This window comes from Pseudomonas phytophila, from assembly GCF_025643095.1.
In the GTDB taxonomy this organism is placed as follows: Bacteria; Pseudomonadota; Gammaproteobacteria; order Pseudomonadales; family Pseudomonadaceae; genus Aquipseudomonas; species Aquipseudomonas quasicaspiana.
On record NZ_CP081201.1, the window covers coordinates 2,403,865 to 2,425,203 of the forward strand.

At 58.5% G+C, this 21,339-nt stretch carries 18 protein-coding genes; 7 read left to right on the forward strand and 11 right to left on the reverse strand.

Annotated features, from left to right (window positions below):
• Positions 1 to 49: 49 nt before the first annotated feature.
• A complete protein-coding gene (locus K3169_RS10800) occupies positions 50 to 946 on the reverse strand; it encodes a hypothetical protein (protein ID WP_122396530.1) in 897 nt (298 codons plus the stop codon).
• A 158-nt stretch (positions 947 to 1,104) separates the two neighbouring features.
• Here K3169_RS10800 and K3169_RS10805 point away from each other — a divergent pair, with 158 nt between their 5' ends.
• Positions 1,105 to 1,638: a DinB family protein gene (locus K3169_RS10805; RefSeq protein WP_122396529.1), complete on the forward strand. Its 534-nt coding sequence runs from the start codon at positions 1,105 to 1,107 to the stop codon at positions 1,636 to 1,638.
• Between the two features lie 211 nt (positions 1,639 to 1,849).
• Positions 1,850 to 2,896 carry a GGDEF domain-containing protein gene (locus tag K3169_RS10810; protein ID WP_263271400.1) on the forward strand — a complete coding sequence of 349 codons (1,047 nt, stop codon included), beginning with the start codon at positions 1,850 to 1,852 and terminating at the stop codon, positions 2,894 to 2,896.
• Between the two features lie 422 nt (positions 2,897 to 3,318).
• Here K3169_RS10810 and K3169_RS10815 read toward each other — a convergent pair whose 3' ends face one another.
• Both K3169_RS10815 and K3169_RS10820 read right to left on the reverse strand, forming a co-directional pair.
• Positions 3,319 to 5,001, reverse strand: a complete 1,683-nt coding sequence (locus K3169_RS10815; RefSeq protein ID WP_122396527.1) for an acid phosphatase — start codon at positions 4,999 to 5,001, stop codon at positions 3,319 to 3,321.
• Positions 5,002 to 5,111: 110 nt separating this feature from the next.
• Positions 5,112 to 5,825, reverse strand: a complete 714-nt coding sequence (locus tag K3169_RS10820) for a substrate-binding periplasmic protein (RefSeq protein WP_231666655.1) — start codon at positions 5,823 to 5,825, stop codon at positions 5,112 to 5,114.
• A 213-nt stretch (positions 5,826 to 6,038) separates the two neighbouring features.
• On the opposite strand from K3169_RS10820, the gene dnaX reads away from it, so the two are divergent.
• The 4 genes from dnaX (at position 6,039) to recR (ending at position 11,316) form a co-directional block, all read left to right on the forward strand.
• Positions 6,039 to 8,198 (forward strand): DNA polymerase III subunit gamma/tau, encoded by a 2,160-nt coding sequence (dnaX, locus tag K3169_RS10825; RefSeq protein WP_263271402.1) that lies wholly within the window; start codon positions 6,039 to 6,041, stop codon positions 8,196 to 8,198.
• Between the two features lie 64 nt (positions 8,199 to 8,262).
• Entirely contained in the window at positions 8,263 to 8,589 is a 327-nt protein-coding gene (locus tag K3169_RS10830) for a YbaB/EbfC family nucleoid-associated protein (protein ID WP_027900954.1), read from the forward strand.
• A 1,015-nt stretch (positions 8,590 to 9,604) separates the two neighbouring features.
• Positions 9,605 to 10,639 (forward strand): NADP-dependent oxidoreductase, encoded by a 1,035-nt coding sequence (locus K3169_RS10835; RefSeq protein WP_263271403.1) that lies wholly within the window; start codon positions 9,605 to 9,607, stop codon positions 10,637 to 10,639.
• A 74-nt stretch (positions 10,640 to 10,713) separates the two neighbouring features.
• Complete coding sequence (recR, locus tag K3169_RS10840) at positions 10,714 to 11,316, forward strand: recombination mediator RecR (protein ID WP_027900956.1); 603 nt, start codon at positions 10,714 to 10,716, stop codon at positions 11,314 to 11,316.
• Positions 11,317 to 11,601: 285 nt separating this feature from the next.
• Here recR and K3169_RS10845 read toward each other — a convergent pair whose 3' ends face one another.
• Together K3169_RS10845 and fnr are read right to left on the reverse strand one after the other, a co-directional pair.
• A complete protein-coding gene (locus tag K3169_RS10845) occupies positions 11,602 to 12,147 on the reverse strand; it encodes an adenine phosphoribosyltransferase (protein ID WP_027900957.1) in 546 nt (181 codons plus the stop codon).
• Between the two features lie 69 nt (positions 12,148 to 12,216).
• Positions 12,217 to 12,951: a fumarate/nitrate reduction transcriptional regulator Fnr gene (fnr, locus tag K3169_RS10850; RefSeq protein ID WP_027900958.1), complete on the reverse strand. Its 735-nt coding sequence runs from the start codon at positions 12,949 to 12,951 to the stop codon at positions 12,217 to 12,219.
• Positions 12,952 to 13,103: 152 nt separating this feature from the next.
• On the opposite strand from fnr, the gene K3169_RS10855 reads away from it, so the two are divergent.
• A complete protein-coding gene (locus tag K3169_RS10855) occupies positions 13,104 to 13,580 on the forward strand; it encodes a hypothetical protein (RefSeq protein WP_049827012.1) in 477 nt (158 codons plus the stop codon).
• Positions 13,581 to 13,680: 100 nt separating this feature from the next.
• Here the strand turns inward: K3169_RS10855 and hemN are convergent, their stop codons facing one another.
• The 6 genes from hemN to ccoG form a co-directional block, all read right to left on the reverse strand.
• Complete coding sequence (hemN, locus tag K3169_RS10860; protein ID WP_263271405.1) at positions 13,681 to 15,063, reverse strand: oxygen-independent coproporphyrinogen III oxidase; 1,383 nt, start codon at positions 15,061 to 15,063, stop codon at positions 13,681 to 13,683.
• Between the two features lie 72 nt (positions 15,064 to 15,135).
• The gene (locus K3169_RS10865; protein WP_263271407.1) at positions 15,136 to 15,819 is read right to left on the reverse strand and encodes a sulfite exporter TauE/SafE family protein; all 684 of its coding nucleotides are present in this window, start codon (positions 15,817 to 15,819) and stop codon (positions 15,136 to 15,138) included.
• A gap of 341 nt (positions 15,820 to 16,160) precedes the next feature.
• The gene (ccoS, locus tag K3169_RS10870) at positions 16,161 to 16,364 is read right to left on the reverse strand and encodes a cbb3-type cytochrome oxidase assembly protein CcoS (RefSeq protein WP_027902726.1); all 204 of its coding nucleotides are present in this window, start codon (positions 16,362 to 16,364) and stop codon (positions 16,161 to 16,163) included.
• On the reverse strand, positions 16,343 to 18,805 hold the full coding sequence (locus K3169_RS10875) for a heavy metal translocating P-type ATPase (RefSeq protein ID WP_263271408.1): 2,463 nt from the start codon (positions 18,803 to 18,805) through the stop codon (positions 16,343 to 16,345). The genes ccoS and K3169_RS10875 overlap by 22 nt, the downstream gene beginning before the upstream one ends.
• A gap of 286 nt (positions 18,806 to 19,091) precedes the next feature.
• Positions 19,092 to 19,631, reverse strand: a complete 540-nt coding sequence (locus K3169_RS10880) for a FixH family protein (protein WP_231677500.1) — start codon at positions 19,629 to 19,631, stop codon at positions 19,092 to 19,094.
• Between the two features lie 12 nt (positions 19,632 to 19,643).
• A complete protein-coding gene (gene ccoG / locus K3169_RS10885; protein WP_231677499.1) occupies positions 19,644 to 21,056 on the reverse strand; it encodes a cytochrome c oxidase accessory protein CcoG in 1,413 nt (470 codons plus the stop codon).
• Positions 21,057 to 21,339: the final 283 nt, after the last annotated feature.

The following is a 21,339-nucleotide window of genomic DNA, read 5'->3' on the forward strand; positions in this document are numbered from 1 at the left end:
TTTAAAGTGCGACAGCCAAATCAGGTGTTCAGGTTCTTACTTGAGTTGATCAACTAGCGTTTTTGCTTTCAGCAGCGCTCAACACGCCTTTCAACAGCAGATGCTCAACTTCCGGCGTTCGCTGATTGACTGCCCCCAGATACTCGATAAGTTCAGCTGCACGGCTGCCACGCAAGCCAGCCGTGGTGATCTCGCCGTCGCGCACGTAGGTGTAGAGCCCGGAGACCGCGAAGGCTTTGAGCTGGGCGATGTGTTCAGATTGCGCTGCCAGGGTGGCCTGAAACACCGGGCTCTCGAAGAAACGACGTCGGGCCAGTGGGCTCTCGAAGGCTATTTCCATCACCACTAGTTCTGCGCGGGCGGTGTCGGCGTGATGCGCGACATTGGGGGCAGGGGGATGCATGCCATCGTTGTTGAACGGGTGATTCAGGTGCAGGCGTAACTTCAAGACGTCTTCTGCACCGGCCAACACCTTGGCCAGATCATTGGCAATGTATTCATGCAACGTGGCAAGGCTGGTGCGCGGGCTGAAATGCACGTGAATGCGGTCGAATCTGTCAGTGCCGTTAAATTTTTCGTCGTTCAGGCGATTGACCACGGTTGCCGAACCGTCTGGCAGGTCGTAGGCCAGGGTTTCCTCGAACATGTTCTGTTCGTCCGAGAACAGTATCGGGCAGACGGCCTGGAACTGTTTTTGATCCTGGGCGGAGGCGAATCCGATTTCGACGCCGCCATCCAGCTCGTAGTCGCCTATCTCTTTAATGCCATCGGCCAACGGCCACAGGTGAGCGTCCTGATTGCGGGAAAAGTGATGCTGAATATACAAGCCAAGTCCCGGTAGCCGGGAGCAGAGCGGGCCATGCACGTCACGCCAATAGGTGGCGAAAATGTCGTGGGGAACGCGCTCGCGTCGTTTTACTGTGGTGTAGCTGTTGATCTCAATCATGACCTGACCATTAAGCGGGGAAGTTATCGGCATGAAGTTGAGAGTGGGAGGGCGGCGAGTCGTTCGGTTTTTCTGACGGTGGATCCAGCAAGTTGGCGCGCACATCCTTCAGAACTGGCAAACTTAGAGACATCACCCGATTGCCCGGAGCTTTTGCCTTGACCCGCCTTGATCATCTCCAGTTGATGGCCAGATACAATCTCTGGATGAACGACAAGCTGTATTTCGCTGCTGCAAGCTTGCCGGCGGAAGCGTTGAACGCAAACCGCAATGCATTCTTCGGTTCAATTCTGGGAACGCTGAACCATCTGCTGGTGGCAGACACCATCTGGCTCAAGCGCTTCGCACGGCACCCGGCAGGGTTTCCAGCGCTGGATAGAGTGTGTGGTTTACGTAATCCTCAAGCCCTGAACGAGCAGGTTTTCAACAACCTGGCGGAACTGACCTTGCAGCGCAGATGGATTGATCAGGCCATCATCGAGTGGGCCACAGAGCTGCAAGAGGATGATCTGGACGTTGTGCTGCACTACACCAATACCGCCGGGATTGCGGCAGCGCGAGATTTCTATGGCTTACTGATCCACTTCTTCAATCATCAGACCCATCATCGCGGGCAGGCGACAACGTTGCTGACGCAGGCCGGAGTCGATGTCGGTTCAACGGATCTGCTGTCGTTGATTGTGGATAGCTAGGTTGTTCATCTGCACGAAAACGGCATGAGGCGCCAGGCTTGGGGAACTCAATGTGCCATCATGTGCTCGTAGTACCCGAACCAACGGACCCTCTCTGTGACCGACATCAAGCCCACTTGATGTCCGCCGATAACCTGACATAAATACAATGCTGATTCGCTCCTCGCCTGACTGCTGCGGCTGCGATGCATCACCCCACTGAGGCTGCTTCATGAACACCCTATCGGCGAGTGACCGTGCGCAACTGTTGCGTGAAACCACCGCACAGTTCTGGCAGCACATCGTGCCCATCGTGCAGATTGCTTTTTGTATTCATCTCGTTTTGTTTGTCTTGTTCAGCGCGCTGAAAGTCCCTTTGCTGGCGGTGGGCAACGGCTTCAGCATTCTGGCGTATGTGGCGTGCCTCAGAGCCATCCGCGCCGGGCATTACAGCCTGGCTGGCATGCTGATGAGTGGAGAAATCATCCTTCATGCATTACTGGCTACCTGGATACTGGGCTGGAACAGTAATTTCTACTTCTACCTCTATTGCGTGATCCCGATCATCGCATTCAGTTTCCAGAGTGCTCGTCGGATACGGCTATTGCTTAACTTGGCAATTCTTGTGATATCGGTGGGCGGCTTCGCTCTACGTGGATACATGGGGATAAATTCTGGCGTATCCCCGCAGTTACTTGATGTACTCGGCATCATCAATGTGTTGACTGCGGTCGGTGTTTTATTACATGGCACCGCTCTGTCGGTACGCTTCACGCGGTCCATGCAACTGAGCCTGTTTCAGACCGCCAACCGCGACAGTCTGACCAACCTCTACACCCGACGCCGGGTGATGCTCGGTGTACGGCAGTTGGCCGACTCGGTGCCGTCAGCGATTATTCTGCTGGACGTCGACCACTTCAAACAGATCAACGACCGCCTGGGCCACGAGCAGGGTGACCTGATCCTTCAGCGGGTGGCTGACGCCATCAGCAGCAATGTGCGTGCGACAGATGTGGCGTCTCGCTGGGGCGGCGAGGAATTTCTGGTGTTGATGCCCGATGCCTCTGAAGAAGCGGCGCAGGCCGTGGCTGATCGAATCCTGTTGCGCATCCGCGAATGGGTCGGGCAAGTGGATCAGGGGCCGCTGACCGTTACGGCAACCCTGGCTGTGAGCCAAATCCGTTCGGGAGAAAGCTTTGAAAGCGCCCTCAAGCGAGCGGATCAGGCGTTGTATCAGGGCAAGCAGCAGGGGCGTGATCAGGTGGTCCTGGCCGGGTGAGCGGTACGCGACCGTATGTTTGCCTACAAGCTAGCTCTTGATCTGGTAGGACCGGCTTTAGCCGGGAGAGCGGCATGTCGCCAAAGAAAGTTTAGCGAACATTCGGACTTCCTCCCGGCTAAAGCGGAACGCCGCCCGGCCGGTCCTACGGAATAGCGCGGTCTATGTGGGAGCGAGGCTTGCCCGCGATAAGGGCGCCGCGGTTTATCAGATAGACCGCGGTGCTTGTCTCGTCGGAATGCCGCCCAGACCAAGCCTCGCTCCCACAGGTTCTGGTGTGATCCTGCGATTTGCGAAGTGTCGTGGACGCGAATTCATTCGCGAAGGGGTGAGTAGATCGCAGCTCGTGTGCTGCCGGAAATACCGTCTTCCCGAATGAATTCGGTCCTGCGGGTCAACCTACGTCGCTATAAATCAGCTCATCACGCGGGAAATTGCAGCGCGTTGGTCAGGTCGCCCATGGGCGTCTGCCCGCGAGCGGTCATCGCTTGATCGCGTTCCTTCAGACCATCAAGCTTTTCCAGCCCGTGAACCCGGGTGATGAGACGCAGGATCGAGGCAGTATCGTAAACAGTGTGATCCACCGTGCCTTTGCGGGCGAAAGGCGAGACCACCAATGCCGGAATGCGCGTGCCTGGCCCCCAGCGATCGCCTTGCGGTGGCGCCACGTGGTCCCACCAGCCGCCGTTTTCGTCCACTGTGATGACGATGACCATGTTTTCCCACTGCGGGCTGTTACGCAGCACTTTGATCACCCGGTCGATATGCCGATCACCAGCCGCGACGTCAGCGTATCCGGCGTGCATGTTCAGGTTGCCCTGAGGCTTGTAGAACGTCACGGCAGGCAACTTGCCTGCTTCGGCATCGGCGAGGAATTTATTGCTGCTGACCTCATCGCCCAACCCGCCATCGCGCAGGCGTTTTTTGCGCTCGGCCGGGTTTTGCGGGCCTTGCTGTACAAAGTAGTTGAACGGCTGATGGTGATACTGAAAGTTAGGGATCTTCGGGATGCCGGTAGAGTCCTTGAATTCATCCAGCGTGACCTGCCAGGCACCCGCGTACCACGCCCAGTCGATGTCCTTTTTCGAAAGCTTGTCGCCAATGTGCTCGTGAGTTTGCGGCACCAGCACGTTAGGCAGGTCAGGCTTGGAGTAGTCCGGTTTTGCCGGGTCACGCAGCCAGGTCGGCCAGAACGGCGGTGCCAGAGTGTTAACCGCAAAGCCATCGGGCGTTAGTGCGCTGGGGCCGAACTGCGGTGCGCCGGTCATGGCGCTGGCCGGGGACTGCTCCAGTGGCTTGAGGCGCGGATCTTTTGGATTATCGCTTTGCAATTGGGCTATCTGTGATTTAGCCGCCGAGTTGGCAGCATTCGGGTAAATCGGCGCGGTGGCGGCAATCAGGTATTGGTGATTGAGGAATGAGCCGCCAAAGGCACCCTGGAAGAAGTTGTCACAGAGCACAAATTCCCTGGCAACGTCCCACAGGCGCAACGAATACTGACTTTGTGCGTAGTAGCCCATGGGCAGACCACCCGAATCGGCCCAGGCGACGAAGCGGTCATTCTTGCCGCCGTTGATCTGCATCTGGTTCTGATAGAACACATGCCACAGGTCTCGGGTCACGAGGCTCAGAGGCAAGTCTTCGCCGTTCATGCCTTTGAGCGGGAAGGGCGCATTGGGCAGGTTTTCCTGAAACTGCCCGCCAGCGGGGTAACTCACTCCGTCAACCGTTTGTGGCCCCATCTGCAGAACGCCGCCCCAGGCCGGTGGCAGGGTCTTCAGCAATGAGCCATCCCGATCGCGCTGCTCATAGTCGGCGGGTTTCAGCGATGACAGCGGCTTTTCCACACCGGGAAAATTACCGAACAGATTATTGAAGCTGCGGTTTTCGGCGTAGATCACCACGATGGTTTTGACGTTGTCGCGCAGTGCCTTATCAAGCGCCATACCGGTGAGAGGTGCGGCGGCAGGCGTTGATGCAGGTGGTTTTTCCTGAGCCTTTGCATAGCCGCTCAGTGTCATGCCTGCCCCTAATGCAGCCATGCCGCCCAGAAAGCGGCGGCGGCCAGGGTCGGTCTGCGAGTTATCGTCCGGTTTGTCGCTCATCGTGGATTACCTGCCCAGGATAAATGTTGCCAAATATTTCAGGCGAGCGTATCCACGCTATATGACGGTATTGCGACAGCGCCTTCTACACGCTGTGTCCGGGGTTGTTTTCACGTGCGTGGCGCCGTGTAACGATCAACGATTTGCTGGATTTCACCCGAAACCCTCATGCGTACCAGCGTGCGCAGAATTTTCTGCGTTGGCAGGCCCGGATCGTTACGAATAATGCAGCCAGCCGGCTGATCAGCGATAAGGGCAACGGATTTCAGTTGTTCATCGGCGGGTAAGTCACGGTTGAGCCAGTCCAGCACCAGTTGGCTGGCTACTGCGTAGTGGTAGCGTCCCGCAACAAGTTTTCGCAGTGTCTGCTCCTGACTGCGGGCGTCCTCGCGAACCAGTTGGTGGTTATCGAACAGGTATTGCAGGTCGGGGTAGTTGTAGCCCAGCACGGTGCCAATGGTTTCGTTATCGAACTGTTCGGGGTAGGGCCCTGCGGCGGTTGCGGCGGAGGCGATCAGCAAGTCGCGCTGATAGAGGATCGGTAGACTCCAGAAGTAATCCCCCGAGAGATTCGGCACCCAGGCTTGTGCTGCATAGCAACGAATGTCGATTTCGCCACGCTCCAGCGCCCCCTGAACCCGCGGGCGCGGCATTACGCGGTATTCAGCTTCACGGCCTACCTGACGCGCGAGGCTTTGCATGATGTCGTACAGAATTCCGGATGTCGGTTGATGATTGTCCAGCTGGACCAGTGGCATCGACCAGCTGTCCGCTACCGAAAACCGCAGGGGCGGTTCTGTCGCCTCCACAGGCAAGGCAACCATCAGCAATAGCGTTACGAGACTGACGCGGATTCGTCGCATAGTAGGTCCCTCAACTACGAGCCATGTATAAAACGCTCTCTAAAGACCCGATTACGGCGTGTCTTCACATCCATTTGCACAGCTTAGTCAGAATAGAGGAGGACACCAGATGCAATTTTGCCCCTGCTCCGCTAGCATTAGCGGTCTTCCGCTTCCCAGTTGCGACGGTTTTCCATGAGTTATCAGGTTCTTGCACGTAAATGGCGTCCGCGCTCGTTCCGCGAAATGGTCGGCCAGACCCATGTGCTGAAGGCCCTGATCAATGCCTTGGACAGTCAGCGCCTGCACCATGCCTATCTATTCACCGGCACCCGGGGGGTGGGCAAGACCACTATCGCGCGGATTATCGCGAAGTGTCTGAACTGCGAAACAGGCATTACTTCGACGCCCTGTGGTACCTGTTCGGTGTGTCGCGAGATTGACGAAGGGCGCTTTGTCGACCTGATCGAGATCGACGCCGCAAGCCGCACCAAGGTCGAGGACACCCGCGAACTGCTGGATAACGTGCAATACGCCCCGAGCCGCGGGCGCTTCAAGGTCTACCTGATCGACGAAGTGCATATGCTTTCCAGCCACTCGTTCAACGCCCTGCTAAAGACGCTTGAAGAGCCGCCGCCTTACGTCAAATTCATTCTGGCGACCACTGATCCGCAAAAACTGCCCGCGACGATTTTGTCCCGATGCCTGCAGTTTTCCCTGAAAAACATGACGCCGGAGCGCGTGGTCGAGCATTTGACCCATGTGCTGGGCGTCGAAAATGTGCCTTTTGAAGACGACGCGCTGTGGTTGTTGGGGCGTGCCGCCGACGGCTCCATGCGCGATGCCATGAGCCTCACCGATCAGGCGATTGCCTTTGGCGAAGGCAAGGTCATGGCTACCGATGTACGTGCGATGCTCGGTACGCTGGATCACGGGCAGGTGTTCGATGTGCTGACCGCCTTGATCGACGGCGATGCCCGCAGTTTGCTCGAAGCCGTCCGACATTTGGCCGAACAGGGCCCTGACTGGAATGGCGTGTTGTCGGAAATCCTCAACGTGCTGCACCGCGTGGCGATTGCCCAGGCGCTGCCCGAAGGTGTCGATAACGGCCACGGCGACCGCGACCGGGTGCTTGCGCTGGCCCAGGCATTGCCTGCCGAAGACGTACAGTTTTACTACCAGATGGGTTTGATCGGCCGACGCGATCTGCCATTGGCACCGGATCCGCGCGGCGGCTTCGAAATGGTCCTGCTGCGGATGTTGGCGTTCCGTCCCGCAGACAGCAGTGATGCCCCGAGGCAGCCGCTAAAGACAGTGGGAATCAACCCGGCCACAGTTGATTCCCCACAACAAGTGGCCGGTGCGACAGCTGTCGCGCCGGTAGCCGTTGCTCCCGTCCAGGCCGCCGCTCCTGTTGTTGCAGCGCCGGTCGCCGAGCCGATTGTCGAGGCTGAGTCGCAGGCAGTTGCGCCGACTCCTGTGCCTGCCGCTCGTGAGCCTGAGCCGGTCGAAGAGGTTGACCTGCCTTGGAACGAGCCGCAAGCGTTGCCGCCAGCAGCCGAGGAAAAATCCGAACCTGAGCCGGTTGCTACGCCTGCCCAGGAACTGGTCGCCGAGCCAGTGCTGGATACCGTCGCTGAACAGCCGGAACTCACTCCGATGCCAGGTCCCGCGCCAGCCAGTCCGGTCCCGGATGCGCCGGAGGTGGAAGCGCCACAGCCTGAGGCTTTTGCCGAGCAGGCCGTGACGCCCGCAATGCTTGAAGCCATCCCCGATGCTTACGTGCCCGCCCCGACGGATCGCGATGACGAGCCGCCACCGGATGATGATTATGTTGAGCCGGATGTGGACATCGATCCCGCGTCCTATAGTTTCCTTGATGAACTGGCGCACGAAACCGTCACTGAAGAGGTCGAACCTGAACCGGCTCCGGCGGCCAAACCAGCGACGGGTCTGGCTGCTGAATGGCTGGACATGTTTAACAAGTTGCCGATTTCCGGGATGACCAGCAGCATTGCCTCCAACTGCACGCTGGTCGCGATGGACGGTGATGACTGGTTGCTGCACCTGGATCCGGGGCACAGTGCCTTGTTCAACGCAACCCAGTTGCGCCGTATCAACGATGGCCTGAATCAATTTACCGGGCGCACGATCAACCTCAAGATCGAGTTGATCAAGCCCGAGCAGGAAACCCCTGCGCAGGCGGCTTCGCGGTTGCGCGTGGAGCGTCAGCGGCAGGCAGAGGCGTCGATTCATGCTGATCCGTTCATCCAGCAGATGCTTGAACAGTTTGGCGCAGTGATCCGGGAGGATACGATTAAGCCCGTGGATGCCCCGGTGGCTCAGACTCATTAACTGACGGTGGGAGGCCGAATGGTTTCCTACCCGCTAACACAATCAACTTTCGAGGAGATATCCCATGATGAAAGGTGGCATGGCTGGCCTGATGAAGCAGGCGCAGCAAATGCAGGAAAAAATGGCCAAGATGCAGGAAGAACTGGCCAATGCCGAAGTCACCGGCCAATCGGGCGCAGGCCTGGTCAGCGTCGTGATGACCGGTCGCCATGACGTCAAGCGCATCAATCTGGATGACAGCCTGATGCAGGAAGACAAAGAAGTTCTGGAAGACCTGATCGCTGCCGCTGTCAACGACGCGGTACGCAAAATCGAACAGGCCAGCCAGGAAAAGACTTCCAGCATGACCGCTGGCATGCAATTGCCGCCGGGCATGAAGCTGCCGTTCTGATTGCAGGTTGTTCCCCAAAAATGCCAGGCCAAGTGCCTGGCATTTTTGTTTTCAAGGGTGGAACAGATGAACCCGGTTGACTTCTTCGCGGGCAAGCCTCGCTCCAACAGGAGACGGTGTTCATCTGTGGGAGTCGCCCCGGTGTCCCTGACACCACGCTGTCGCGCAGCAAACACGGACCCTGTAGGAGCGCGCTTGCCCGCGATTCGGTCTGTCAGTCGATGAATATATTGCCTGTGCTGACGCGATCGCGGGCAAGCGCGCTCCTACAGATGAAAAAGTACTCCAAATCAAATAGTTGTAGTTTGTTTGATAGGAGCCGGGCTTGCCCGCGATGCAGGCGCTGCGGTGGGGCAGATGAACCCGGTTGATTTCTTCGCGGGCAAGCTCAGCTCCCACAGAGATTTCGCGGTGATCCGTTGGAGCCGGGCTTGCCCGCGATACAGGCGCTGCGGTGGAGCAGATGAATCTGGTTGCTTTCACCGCGGGCAAGCCTCGCTCCAACAGGAGACGGTGTTCATCTGTGGGAGCCGGGCTTGCCCGCGATGCAGGCGCTGCGGTGGAGCAGATGAATCCGGTTGATGTCTTCGCGGGCAAGCCTCGCTCCAACAGGAGACGGTGTTCATCTGTGGGAGCCGGGCTTGTCCGCGATACAGGCGCTGCGGTGGAGCAGATGAATCCGGTTGCTTTCATCGCGGGCAAGCCTCGCTCCAACAGGAGACGGTGTTCATCTGTGGGAGCCGGGCTTGCCCGCGATACAGGCGCTGCGGTGGGGCAGATGAACCCGGTTGATTTCTTCGCGAGCAAGCTCAGCTCCCACAGAGATTTCGCGGTGATCCGTGGGAGCCGGGCTTGCCCGCGATACAGGCGCTGCGGTGGGGCAGATGAATCCGGTTGATTTTTTCGCGGGCGAGCCACGCTCCAACAGGGCTAGAGGTATTCAATCGAACGCCCCCGCCTCACGATGGTCTGCTTCTGCATACCCCATAGAATTCATTTCCAAGGAGCCGCTTTAATGACCCAAGAATTGATTCTTAACCAGCGAATTGTCCTGGCCTCGCGTCCGACCGGTGCACCGACCCCGGAGAACTTCCGACTGGAGCGTGAAGCGCTGCCCGATCTGCAGGAAGGGCAGGTGCAGTTGCGCACCCTTTATCTTTCACTGGACCCCTACATGCGCGGACGCATGAGCGATGCACCGTCTTATGCCGATCCGGTGGAAATCGACGCGGTAATGGAAGGCGGTGCGGTCAGCATCGTCGAGCAGTCGCGTAATCCTGCATTTAAGGTCGGCGACCGCGTAGTTGGCCAGACCGGCTGGCAGACTCACAGCATCAATGATGGTGCTGCATTGAAAGTCATTCCGAAAGACCTGCCTAGCGATTCCATGGCTGTAGGCGTATTGGGCATGCCTGGCATGACCGCTTACATGGGATTGATGGACATCGGCAAGCCACAGGCAGGCGAAACACTCGTCGTTGCCGCGGCGTCAGGCGCTGTAGGCTCTGTGGTGGGTCAGGTGGCCAAGTTGCAGGGCCTGCGAGTGGTGGGCGTTGCTGGTGGTGCAGAAAAGTGCCGTTATGTTGTTGATGAGCTGGGCTTCGACGCTTGCATCGACCACAAGAGCGACAACTTTGCAGAAGAGTTGAAGCAGGCCTGCGGTAAAGGCATCGACATCTATTTCGAGCTGGTGGGCGGCAAGGTTTTCGATGCAGTCCTGCCGCTGCTCAACCCTCGCGCACGGATTCCCGTGTGTGGCGTGATCGCGCAGTACAACGCCCAGGGCGTACCTGAAGGCCCGAACGATCTGCCGCTGCTGTTGCGTACGATGCTGACCAAGCGTGCCCGCATGCAGGGGTTTATCGTGTTTGAAGAATACGGTGATCGCCACGAAGAGTTCTTCCGCGAAATGACGCCACTGGTCACACAGGGCAAGATCAAATTCCGTGAAGACATAGTGCAGGGCCTCGAGCAGGCGCCAGAAGCCTTTATTGGTCTGCTGGAAGGACGCAACTTCGGCAAGTTGGTGGTTCACGTCTCAGACGCATGACGTAACCCTTGATTGACGCTACAGGCAGGGCGCGGGTATAAACCGCGTCTTGTGTTTTTGTCGGACCTTTCTCCATGAGCTTCAGCCCACTGATTCGCCAACTGATCGATGCCCTGCGTACCCTGCCGGGTGTCGGTCAAAAAACTGCGCAACGCATGGCGCTGCAATTGCTTGAGCGTGATCGCAGTGGCGGTTCACGACTGGCGCTGGCGTTGAGCCAGGCGATGGAAGGGGTTGGGCACTGTCGGCAGTGCCGCACCCTGACTGAAGACGATCTGTGCCCGCAATGTTCGGACAACCGCCGCGACGACACACTGCTGTGCGTGGTGGAAGGGCCGATGGATGTTTACGCCGTGGAGCAGACCGGTTATCGCGGGCGCTACTTCGTGCTCAAAGGCCACTTGTCACCACTGGACGGGTTGGGCCCGGAAGCCATTGGTATTCCTCAACTGCTGGCACGCATCAACGAGCAGGGGACCTTCAGTGAAGTGATCCTGGCGACCAATCCTACGGTCGAGGGCGAAGCCACCGCACACTACATCGCGCAGTTGCTGACCAACAAAGGTCTGATCACCTCACGCATCGCTCATGGCGTGCCACTGGGTGGCGAGCTGGAACTGGTGGATGGCGGGACGCTGGCGCACTCGTTTGCAGGGCGTAAGCCGATTGCGTTGTAAGCACTGATACTTAATCAGGCCGCGCATTCATCTCTGGATTGAAATGCGATTTACTGTGGGAGCGAATTCATTCGCGAATGGGTCGTCCTCAATAATTTTTTGTGGATGACCCTCCGCCTTCGCGAATGAATTCGCTCCCACAGGCTTTAGTAAACCCGTAGGACCGGCTTTAGCCGGGAGGGCGTCGGGACATTCACTACATATTCCTCGTGAGAAATACCGCTCTCCCGGCTAAAGCCGGTCCTACGAGATTGCAGCCAACAGAATCCTCCGCAGATTCAAGTCTTACTCCGTCAACCCAAAGCTCGTCAGGCAGAACGTTGGAATCTGCAGGTCCTGAAGGCGCTTTGAACCGCCTAATTCCGGCAGATCGATGATCGCAGCAGCTTCGTGGATCTTCGCGCCCATGCGGCGGATCAGGTTGGCAGCGGCGATAAGCGTTCCGCCAGTGGCGATCAGGTCATCGAACATCACCACAGAGTCACCGTCGCACAGGCTGTCGGCGTGCACTTCGAGAAATGCCTCACCGTATTCAGTCTGATAACCCTCTGACAGGACGTCAGCAGGCAATTTGCCCTGCTTGCGAAACAGGATCAGCGGCTTGTTCAGCTCATAAGCCACAATCGAACCGATCAGAAAACCCCGTGCGTCCATCACGCCGATATGGCTGAAGTCAGCCTCTATGTAGCGCTGCACGAAGCTGTCCATCACAAGGCGCGTAGCCTTGGGAGACTGGAACAGCGGGGTGATATCGCGAAAGATGACGCCCGGCTTGGGAAAGTCCACTACCGGGCGAATCAGGGATTTGAAGCTGGCTTCGTCGAAAATCATCAAATGGGTCCAGGGCTGGAGGTTTGTATCGATGGCCTAGTCTAAAGGCGTCAGCCCTGAATCGCACCCTCAGCTTTCGATAGCCCCGCCTGCCAGTGCGCAGAGCTGGATCGGATCAAGGATTCTGATCTCTTTGCCCTCAGCTGCAATCAATTCGTTTTGCTGAAAACGGGTGAACACACGGGAAACGGTTTCCACCGCCAGCCCCAGATGATTACCGATTTCGTTGCGCGACATGCTCAGGCGGAACTGGTTGGCCGAGAAGCCCCGGGCACGGAAGCGTGCGGACAGGTTGACCAGAAATGTCGCGATGCGCTCGTCCGCGTTCTTTTTCGACAACAGCAACATCATTTGCTGATCGTCACGGATTTCCCGGCTCATGACCCGCATCAACTGACGACGCAGTTGTGGCAATTGCACGGACAATTCGTCCAGACGCTCGAAGGGAATTTCGCAGACCGAGGTGGTTTCAAGCGCCTGGGCCGAAACCGGATAGGCTTCGGCGTCCATACCCGACATGCCCACCAGTTCGCTGGGCAAATGGAAGCCGGTCAGTTGTTCTTCGCCACCGTCGCTGATGTTGAAGGTTTTCAGTGCGCCGGAGCGTACCGCGTAAACCGAACCGAACGTGTCACCCTGACGGAACAGGAACTCGCCTTTTTTCAGCGGTCGGCCGCGTTTGACGATCTGGTCCAGGGCATCCATGTCGTCGAGATTCAAGGAAAGTGGCAAGCACAGCGGAGCCAGACTGCAATCCTTGCAATGGGCCTGGGTATGAGCGCGTACTTTGACTGGCTCGGGCATCACTTTATTCCTTGTGGTTAATCACACATAAGTCATAAGGGTAACCCACCCAGGACTGTTCAGACCAGTGACGAGCCGCCGGATGGCTATCAAGCTTTGCGTGCATTGGTCGATAGTTCTGGTTAATCCGCATCTTGAACAGGTCGCCGCTCATGTGGTCATCCGCGCTTACCGCCATCAGTCGGGCTTTTCTGGCATCCAATGCCGCCGCGCAGAAAACCGCTGCCGAAAAGGCCGCTCCACAGAGCACGCCGACTGCGCCAGCCTCGCAGAGCGTAGAAGTCAATCTTTCGCCGGCCGGCCTGGCGCGTGCGGCGTTAACGGGTTCGGCCAATGCTGATATCAAGCAAAGTGGTTTGCCTGACCCGGTGCAGAAGGCCCTCATCTCGTTGCGTGATACCCAGAAAAGGCTGGCGCAATCGAATACCGAGTTGCAAAAGACCCTGAACGACAAGTCCTTAAGCCCCGATATGCGCCAGGCCAAAGCGGCTGCACTGCAAACCGTTTCGGCGGTTTATCAGCGTCAGATCAGTACCTCCGCTGGTGATCTGTCCAACGTCATGAACGCGTTGCAGTTGAAGTCGGACGATAAAGCCAAGGCCAGCATGCTGATGCTGGCCAAGATGTAAGCGAGCGGCCCGTCCTGTAGGAGCTGCCGAAGGCTGCGAAAGCGATCCTTCTGACACACCGACATCGCAGCCTTCGGCAGCTCCTACAGGTCAGCGCCGTTCATATCACCCGTGAAAAACGCTGGCGATTCTGCTGGGTCAGGTAGGCATCGAACACCATGCATACCGAGCGCACCAGCAATCGGCCCGCGGGCAGCACCTGAACGCCTGTGGATTCCAGGCTGATCAGCCCGTCGCTGGCCATGCTGCTGAGCTGCGGCCACAAATCGTTGAAACAAGCCCGAAAGTCGATATCGAACCGGGTTTCGATATCGGCGAAATCCAGACTGAAATGGCAGATCAATTGCTGAATCACCGCTCTGCGCAGGCGATCGTCCTGATTGCAGATCAGGCCACGCTTGGTTGCTAACTGGTCACTGGCCAACTGGCTTTGATAGTCAGCCAGGTCGTTGCTGTTCTGGCTGTAAAGATCACCAACCTGGCTGATCGCCGAGACCCCTAATCCAATCAGGTCGCAGTGGCCATGTGTGGTGTAGCCCTGGAAGTTGCGTTGCAGGGTCGATTCTTCCTGCGCAATGGCCAGTTCATCGTCGGGCAGGGCGAAGTGATCCATGCCGATGTAGCGGTATCCGGCTTTGGTCAATTGCTCGATGGTGTGTTCGAGCATCTGCAGCTTGGCTTCCGGCGGCGGCAGATCGTTGCTGTCGATGCGCCGTTGCGGCATGAAGCGCTCGGGCAGGTGCGCGTAATTGAACACTGACAACCGGTCGGGTTGCAGGGCAATGATTTCGTCCACTGTGCGGGCAAAGCCCTGCGGCGTCTGTTTAGGCAGGCCGTAGATCAGGTCGATGTTGACCGAGCGAAACTGTAAGGTCCGTGCGGCTTCGATAATTGCCCGGGTTTCTTCCAGACTCTGCAAGCGGTTCACCGCACGCTGAACCTGCGGATCCAGATCCTGCACCCCAAGGCTGACCCGGTTGAAACCCAGCTCCCTCAGCAGGCCCATGGTTGACCAGTCAGCTTCGCGCGGGTCGATTTCGATGCCGTAGTCGCCGGAGTCATCGTCCAGGAGGTTGAAGTGCTGGCGCAGATGGCTCATCAACTGACGCAGTTCGTCGTGGCTGAGAAAGGTCGGCGTGCCCCCGCCAAAGTGCAGTTGTTCGACGACCTGACCAGGATCAAGGTGGCTGGCGATCATCTGGATTTCATGCTCTAGCCTTTGCAGATAAACCTGGGCGCGACCACGATCCTTGGTGATGACTTTGTTGCATGCGCAGTAGTAGCAAATGTTGGCGCAGAACGGGATATGCACGTAGAGCGACAGGGGACGAATGGCCTTGCGGCTGTCGCGAAGCGCATGCAAGAAGTCGAAAGCGCCGACCTGAGTGTGAAATTGCACCGCTGTGGGGTAGGAGGTGTAACGCGGGCCCGCCAGATCGTAGCGGCGAATCAGATCAGAATCCCAACGGATGGCGTCGAGCATGTTGGCGTTCCCTGGGTAGGCTGGCAGTGTTGGTCAGTCTAGGGAAGTGCGCGCTCGATCCTTTGATATGGATCAATGGCCCATCAACCAGTGCTGATGCGGGCCGGGCAGTGTCCAGAGTCCGAAGGCAATCACCAGCAGGCCACCCGCCATGCGTACGCCACGCTGACGCAAAAACGCGGTCGTGCGCTCCGCCGCAAGGCCGGTGGCCAGCAGCACCGGGCAAGTGCCGACACCGAAAGCCAGCATCAGCAGGGCGCTGTCGATGGCGTCACCCTGACTCGCCGACCAGAGCAGCGTGCTGTAAACCAGACCACACGGCAGCCAGCCCCACAGTGCGCCGAGCAACAGCGCCCGAGGCAGGCTCGACACTGGCAGCAAGCGACTTGCCAGTGGCTGGATATAGCGCCACAGCCCGCGGCCCAGGCGTTCGATACGGGTCAGGCCGCTCCACCATCCGGCCAGATACAGGCCCATGGTGATCAACAGCAGTGCGGCGATGACTCGCAAGGTCGTTGCGCCAGGGCTGTTGGTCACGGCCCAGCCTGCCAGGCCGGTCAGCAGACCTGCGCAGGTGTAGCTCAAAATCCTTCCAAGGTTGTAGGCCAGCAGCAGTCGGAAACGTCGGCTGCGTTGCTCCTTCGGAATCGCGAGCGTCAGCGCACCCATCAACCCGCCGCACATGCCCAGGCAGTGACCGCCACCAAGCAGACCGAGGATCAGGGCTGAGATTAATAACGGTGCAAGGTCAGCCATGAGTGTTGGCCTGTCGCAAATCCCTGTGGGAGTCGCCCCGGTGTCCCTGACACCACGCTGTCGCGCAGCAAACACGGACCCTGTAGGAGCGCGCTTGCCCGCGATTCGGTCTGTCAGTCGATGAATATATTGCCTGTGCTGACGCGATCGCGGGCAAGCGCGCTCCTACAGATGAAAAAGTACTCCAAATCAAATAGTTGTAGTTTGTTTGATAGGAGCGAGGCTTGCCCGCGATGTAGACGCCTCGGATATCAGGTCTAACGCGTCCAGCCTTATTGCGGGCTAGTTGGAGCGCCACTCCGGTCGCTCCAACAGGATCCGGCGTTTGCTCGGGATTGGGCTCAAACATCAGATTCATCTTTTTTCCTTCCCGCAACCTCATCCACCGCCGCCTGATGCTTCGGGTCCTGCTCATCAAAAAGAATGCTGTGGGCGGGGCCTTCCATGTCGTCGTACTGGCCGCTGTCCACTGCCCAGAAAAAGATGTAAATCGCCACGCCGACCAGCAGCAAGGCCGCCGGGATCATGATGTAGAGCGCTGGCATAAAGCCTCCGGGGAACACTGCCGATTATCGTCTGTGACGGACGGCGCGCGAGTCAGGCGCAGGGCGTTGAGTACCACCGTCAACGAACTGATGGACATGCCTACCGCAGCCCATATCGGTGTAATCCAGCCCAGCGCCGCGAACGGCAGCATGAGGCCATTGTAAAGCCCGGCCCAGAGCAGGTTTTCGATGATTACCCGGCGAGTCCGGCGCGCCAGAGCAAAGGCCTGAACCAGCGCCTGCAAGCGATTGGATAGCAACACCGCATCGGCGCTGGTTTTCGCCAGGTCCGTGGCCGAGCCCATGGCGACACTGATATCGGCAGCCGCCAGTACCGGCACGTCATTCACGCCGTCGCCGAGCATCAAAACCTTGCGACCCTGACGATGCAACGCTTGCAGCACCGCCAGCTTGTCGTCAGGGCGCAGGCCGCCACGGGCCTCGTCGATGCCCAGTTCGGCGGCGACCTGGGCAACCATTGGCGAACTGTCACCGGACAGCAGCAGGGTTTTCCAGCCGCGCGCCTTGCAGGCTTGCAGCAGTTCGTGGGCGTCTTCACGCAGGCGATCATCAAGAATGAACCAGGCCAGCGGCCCATTGCGGTCGCCCAGTAACAGATGTTGCCCGGAGTGCGTCGGTGCGGGGGGAAGATCGCTGGCGCTCAAGGCGCAGACAAAAGCCGTTTGCCCGATCCGTAACGTCTGACCGTTGACGATGCCCTCAAGGCCCAGCCCGGTTCGGTTGAAGACTTCCCCGGCTGCAATGGGGGCGCGGCCGAACGCTTTTGCGATGGGATGCTCCGAACGGTTTTCCAGCGCGGCGGCGAGGCTCAGGCACGCGTCGGCGTCCAGCTCGCCCAGCGGCTGGATGCTGCGCAGCGCCAGTTTTCCTTCGGTCAGGGTGCCGGTCTTGTCGAAAATCACCGTGTCTATCTGGTTGAGTCCCTCAAGGACATGGCCGCGGGTCAGCAACAGACCGAATTTGTGCAGCGTGCCGGTGGCGGCGGTGAGCGCTGTCGGGGTCGCGAGAGATAGGGCGCACGGGCAGGTGGCGACCAGCATAGCGAGGACGATCCAGAATGCTCGCGACGAATCGATCTGCCACCAGATGACGCCTATAACCGCTGCTGCAACCAGTGAAAGCAACAGGAACCACTGCGCCGCCCGATCAGCGATTTCCGCCAGTCGGGGTTTTTCTGTCTGTGCCCGGTCGAGCAGGCGAACAATGGCTGACAAGCGCGTCTCGTGGCCCAGCGCCAGGACTTCCACTGTGAGCACGCTTTCAACGTTCAAGGTGCCCGCCGTGACTGCATCGCCGGAACTTCGCGGCTGGGGCAGGTATTCGCCTGTCAGCAGCGATTCATCAATACTTGAGCGGCCTTCGATGATTTTGCCGTCGGCAGGCAGCACGGTGCCGGGCTGCACCAGCACCTGATCACCCAGGCGCAGTTCGCTGAGCAGAATCCGCTCTGTCTGACCCTGGTCATCGAGACGCAGGCAGGACGCGGGTAGCAGATTGACCAGTTGGGCGGTGGCCGCCGCAGTGCGTTCCCGGGCGCGGCGTTCCAGATAGCGCCCGGCCAGCAGGAGCAGGGCGAACATGCCTACGGCGTCGAAATACAGCTCGCCGTTGCCGGTGATGGCGGTCCAGATGCCCGCGACGTAAGCCCCGCCAATCGCCAGGGATACGGAAACGTCCATGGTCAGGTGGCGGGTGCGCAGGTCGCGCACAGCACCACGAAAGAATGGCGAGCAACTGTAGAAGACGATGGGCGTCGTCAGAAACATCGCGACCCAGCGCAGGATGGTGTGCATGTCCGGGCTGAGGTCGATGTTAAATTCCGGCCATGTGGCCATGGTTGCCATCATCGCCTGGAACCACAGCAAACCGGCCACGCCGAGCTGTCGCAGCGCCAGGCGGTTTTCTTCAGCGAGTTTTGCTGTGGCCCGGTCGGCCTCATAAGGGTGGGCAACGTAGCCGATGCTGCGTAATTGGCCGAGCAGCTCACTCAACGGCATCTGGCTGTCTGACCAACTGACATGCAATCGGTGGCTGGACAGGTTCAGGCGTGCTTCAGCCACCGCAGGCAGAGCACGCAAGTGACGCTCGATGAGCCAGCCACAGGCCGCGCAACTGATGCCTTCCATCAGCAGCGTCGTTTCTGCGAGTTCGCCCTGATGCCGAACAAACGGAGCCTGCACATCGGCGCGGTCGTACAGTGCCAGTTCATCCGGCAATTGCAGGGGCAAGGTGTCAGGGTTGGCCGATGCCTTGTCGCGATGGCTGTAATAACTTTCCAGCCCGCCAGCGACGATAGACTCAGCCACGGCCTGACACCCCGGGCAGCACATCGCCCGGGTTTCTCCGAGCACGACGGCGGTAAAGCGACTGCCCGTCGGGACGGGCAGGGCGCAGTGGTAGCAGGGGGTGGGTGTGGTCATGGTCTTTGGGTCGCAGCAGAACAACGGTAGGAGCCAACTTGTTGGCGAGAGGGCATGACGCGGTTATTCAGGCACACCGCCTCGCGAACAAGTTCGCCCTCATCAAACAACAGCAAAATACTGGATTGGAATGCATTTTCTGTAGGAGCTGCCGAAGGCTGCGATGCATTTCTCCTGATACACCGCGATCGCAGCCTTCGGCAGTTCCTACGGGGTCTGTGTTTGCTGCGCGACAGCGCGGTGCCATGGACGCCGGGGCAGTTCCCGCCGCAATTGTGCGGTGCGCTCACTTACTCAAATCTTCCGCACCCTGAATCGCTTCATCGCCCAGTGCAAGGTCTTTGTCGTGGCTGATCTGTTCTTCCTCGAACAGGCGCCAGGTCTGACCGTTTTCAACTCCCAGTAATTCGACAAACCGACGGCCCTCGACTTTATCGGTCAATTGCCCGATGTAGCGGTCAGGTTCGGAGCTGCTCTGCATCAAAACCATTTTCCGGTCTTTTTGCGGCTGGGTCGGGGAAATCAGGTTCAGTTCCAGGGTCTTCGGCCTGCTTTTGCCTGTCAGGCGCACGTCTGCTTCGCCTGTCAGTTCATCCAGATGAACACTGGCACGCAGCATGAGCGTCTGGGCCAGCAGTTCGCGGTCCAGTGAACGGTTGATGCCTTTGCCCGCTTCGTAATAATTGTCGTTGACCAGATTGTCAGGATTATTCACCGCGATAGTCACCATGGTCAGAGACAGCGTCACCGAGCAGGTCAGAATGCTAATCAGGATCCAGGGCCAGATGTGCTTGTACCAAGGGCTTTGCGCAGTTGCGACGGACATGGGCAGCTCTCTTTAACGAACTTGCGGGCCGATAAAACGGCTCCTGGTTTCTGCGTGAGCATCGCCGTCGGCATCCTTGAGGATGAAAATCACCTCGTTGGTGCTGGATGGCAGTTTTTCGGGCGCGATGGACAGCTCAACCGGCATGCTGAAAATATCCCCGGCAACCACTTTGAATTCACGCCGCCCCTGCAATTTCAGGTCTGGCAGGCCAGTGACGTCAAGCACATACGTGTGATCCACCTGGTCCTTGTTCATGACCTTCAGGCTGTAGACATTCTCGATCCGGCCTTCGGCGTTTTCTCGATACAGCACGCGGTCCTTGCTGACGTCGAAGCCGACCAGCGAGCGCATCAAGAACGCCGAGACCAGCAGGCCGATCATTAACAGCAACACTGCCGCATAGCCGATCAGACGCGGCCGTAGCGTGTGAGTGACCTGACCGGAAAGATTATGCTCGGTGGTGTAGCTGATCAGCCCGCGCGGGTAGTTCATCTTGTCCATGATGCTGTCGCAGGCATCGATGCAGGCAGCGCAGCCTATGCACTCCACTTGCAGGCCGTCACGGATGTCGATGCCGGTAGGGCAGACCTGCACGCACATTGTGCAATCGATGCAGTCGCCCAGACCTTGCGTCTTGTAGTCCTGATCCTTTTTACGCGGGCCACGTAGCTCGCCACGGCGTGGGTCATAGGACACGATCAGGGTGTCCTTGTCGAACATCACACTCTGAAACCGCGCATAGGGGCACATGTAAATACACACTTGCTCACGCAGCCAGCCCGCATTGCCGTAAGTCGCGAGGGTGAAGAAGCCAACCCAGAAATACGCCCAGCTGTCCGCCTGACCGGTGAAAAACTCGGTGATCAGGTCGCGAATGGGCGAGAAGTAGCCGACAAAGGTGAGCCCGGTGAGGAAACCAATCAACAGCCAGAGGCTGTGTTTAGCAAATTTACGCACGAACTTGTTGGCGCTCATGGGCGCTTTATCGAGCTTGATGCGTTGGTTGCGGTCGCCTTCGGTGACCTTTTCGCACCACATGAAAATCCAGGTCCAGACACTTTGCGGGCAGGTGTAGCCGCACCAGACCCGACCGGCGTACACAGTGATGAAAAACAGGCCAAACGCGCTGACGATGAGAATGCCGGAGAGCAGGATGAAATCCTGTGGCCAGAAAGTCGCGCCAAAGATGTAGAACTTGCGCTCCGGCAGGTTCCACCACACGGCCTGATGCCCATCCCGGTTCAACCAGACCGTACCGAAGTAAATCAGGAACAGCAGAGCGCCGCCGAGCATGCGCAGATTACGGAACAGGCCGGTGAACGCGCGGGTGTAGATTTTTTCCCGCGAGGCGTAGAGGTCGACCGTCTGGTTACCGCTTTCAGGCGGTGGCGTGACGTTGACGACCGGAATGTTATTGCTCATCGGTGTGTCCCACGGCGGTGGAAAAATGCCTCTGTGGTCAGGAGCGTGCTTTGATGAAGGCCATGATACGCCTGCAGTGTTCGTGAGTGGCTCGCGGCGAATCCTGGTGCAAACAGGTGTAGAGCGTGCTGATTCGGGTCAATTGATTTGCAGTTTTTTTGCGGTATGTGATTTCCCTGTGGGAGCCGAGCTTGGTCTGGGCGGCATTCCGACGATAAGGCTGGACGCGATTCACTTTAGATCGCGTCCAGCCTTATCGCGGGCAAGCACCGCTCCCACAATC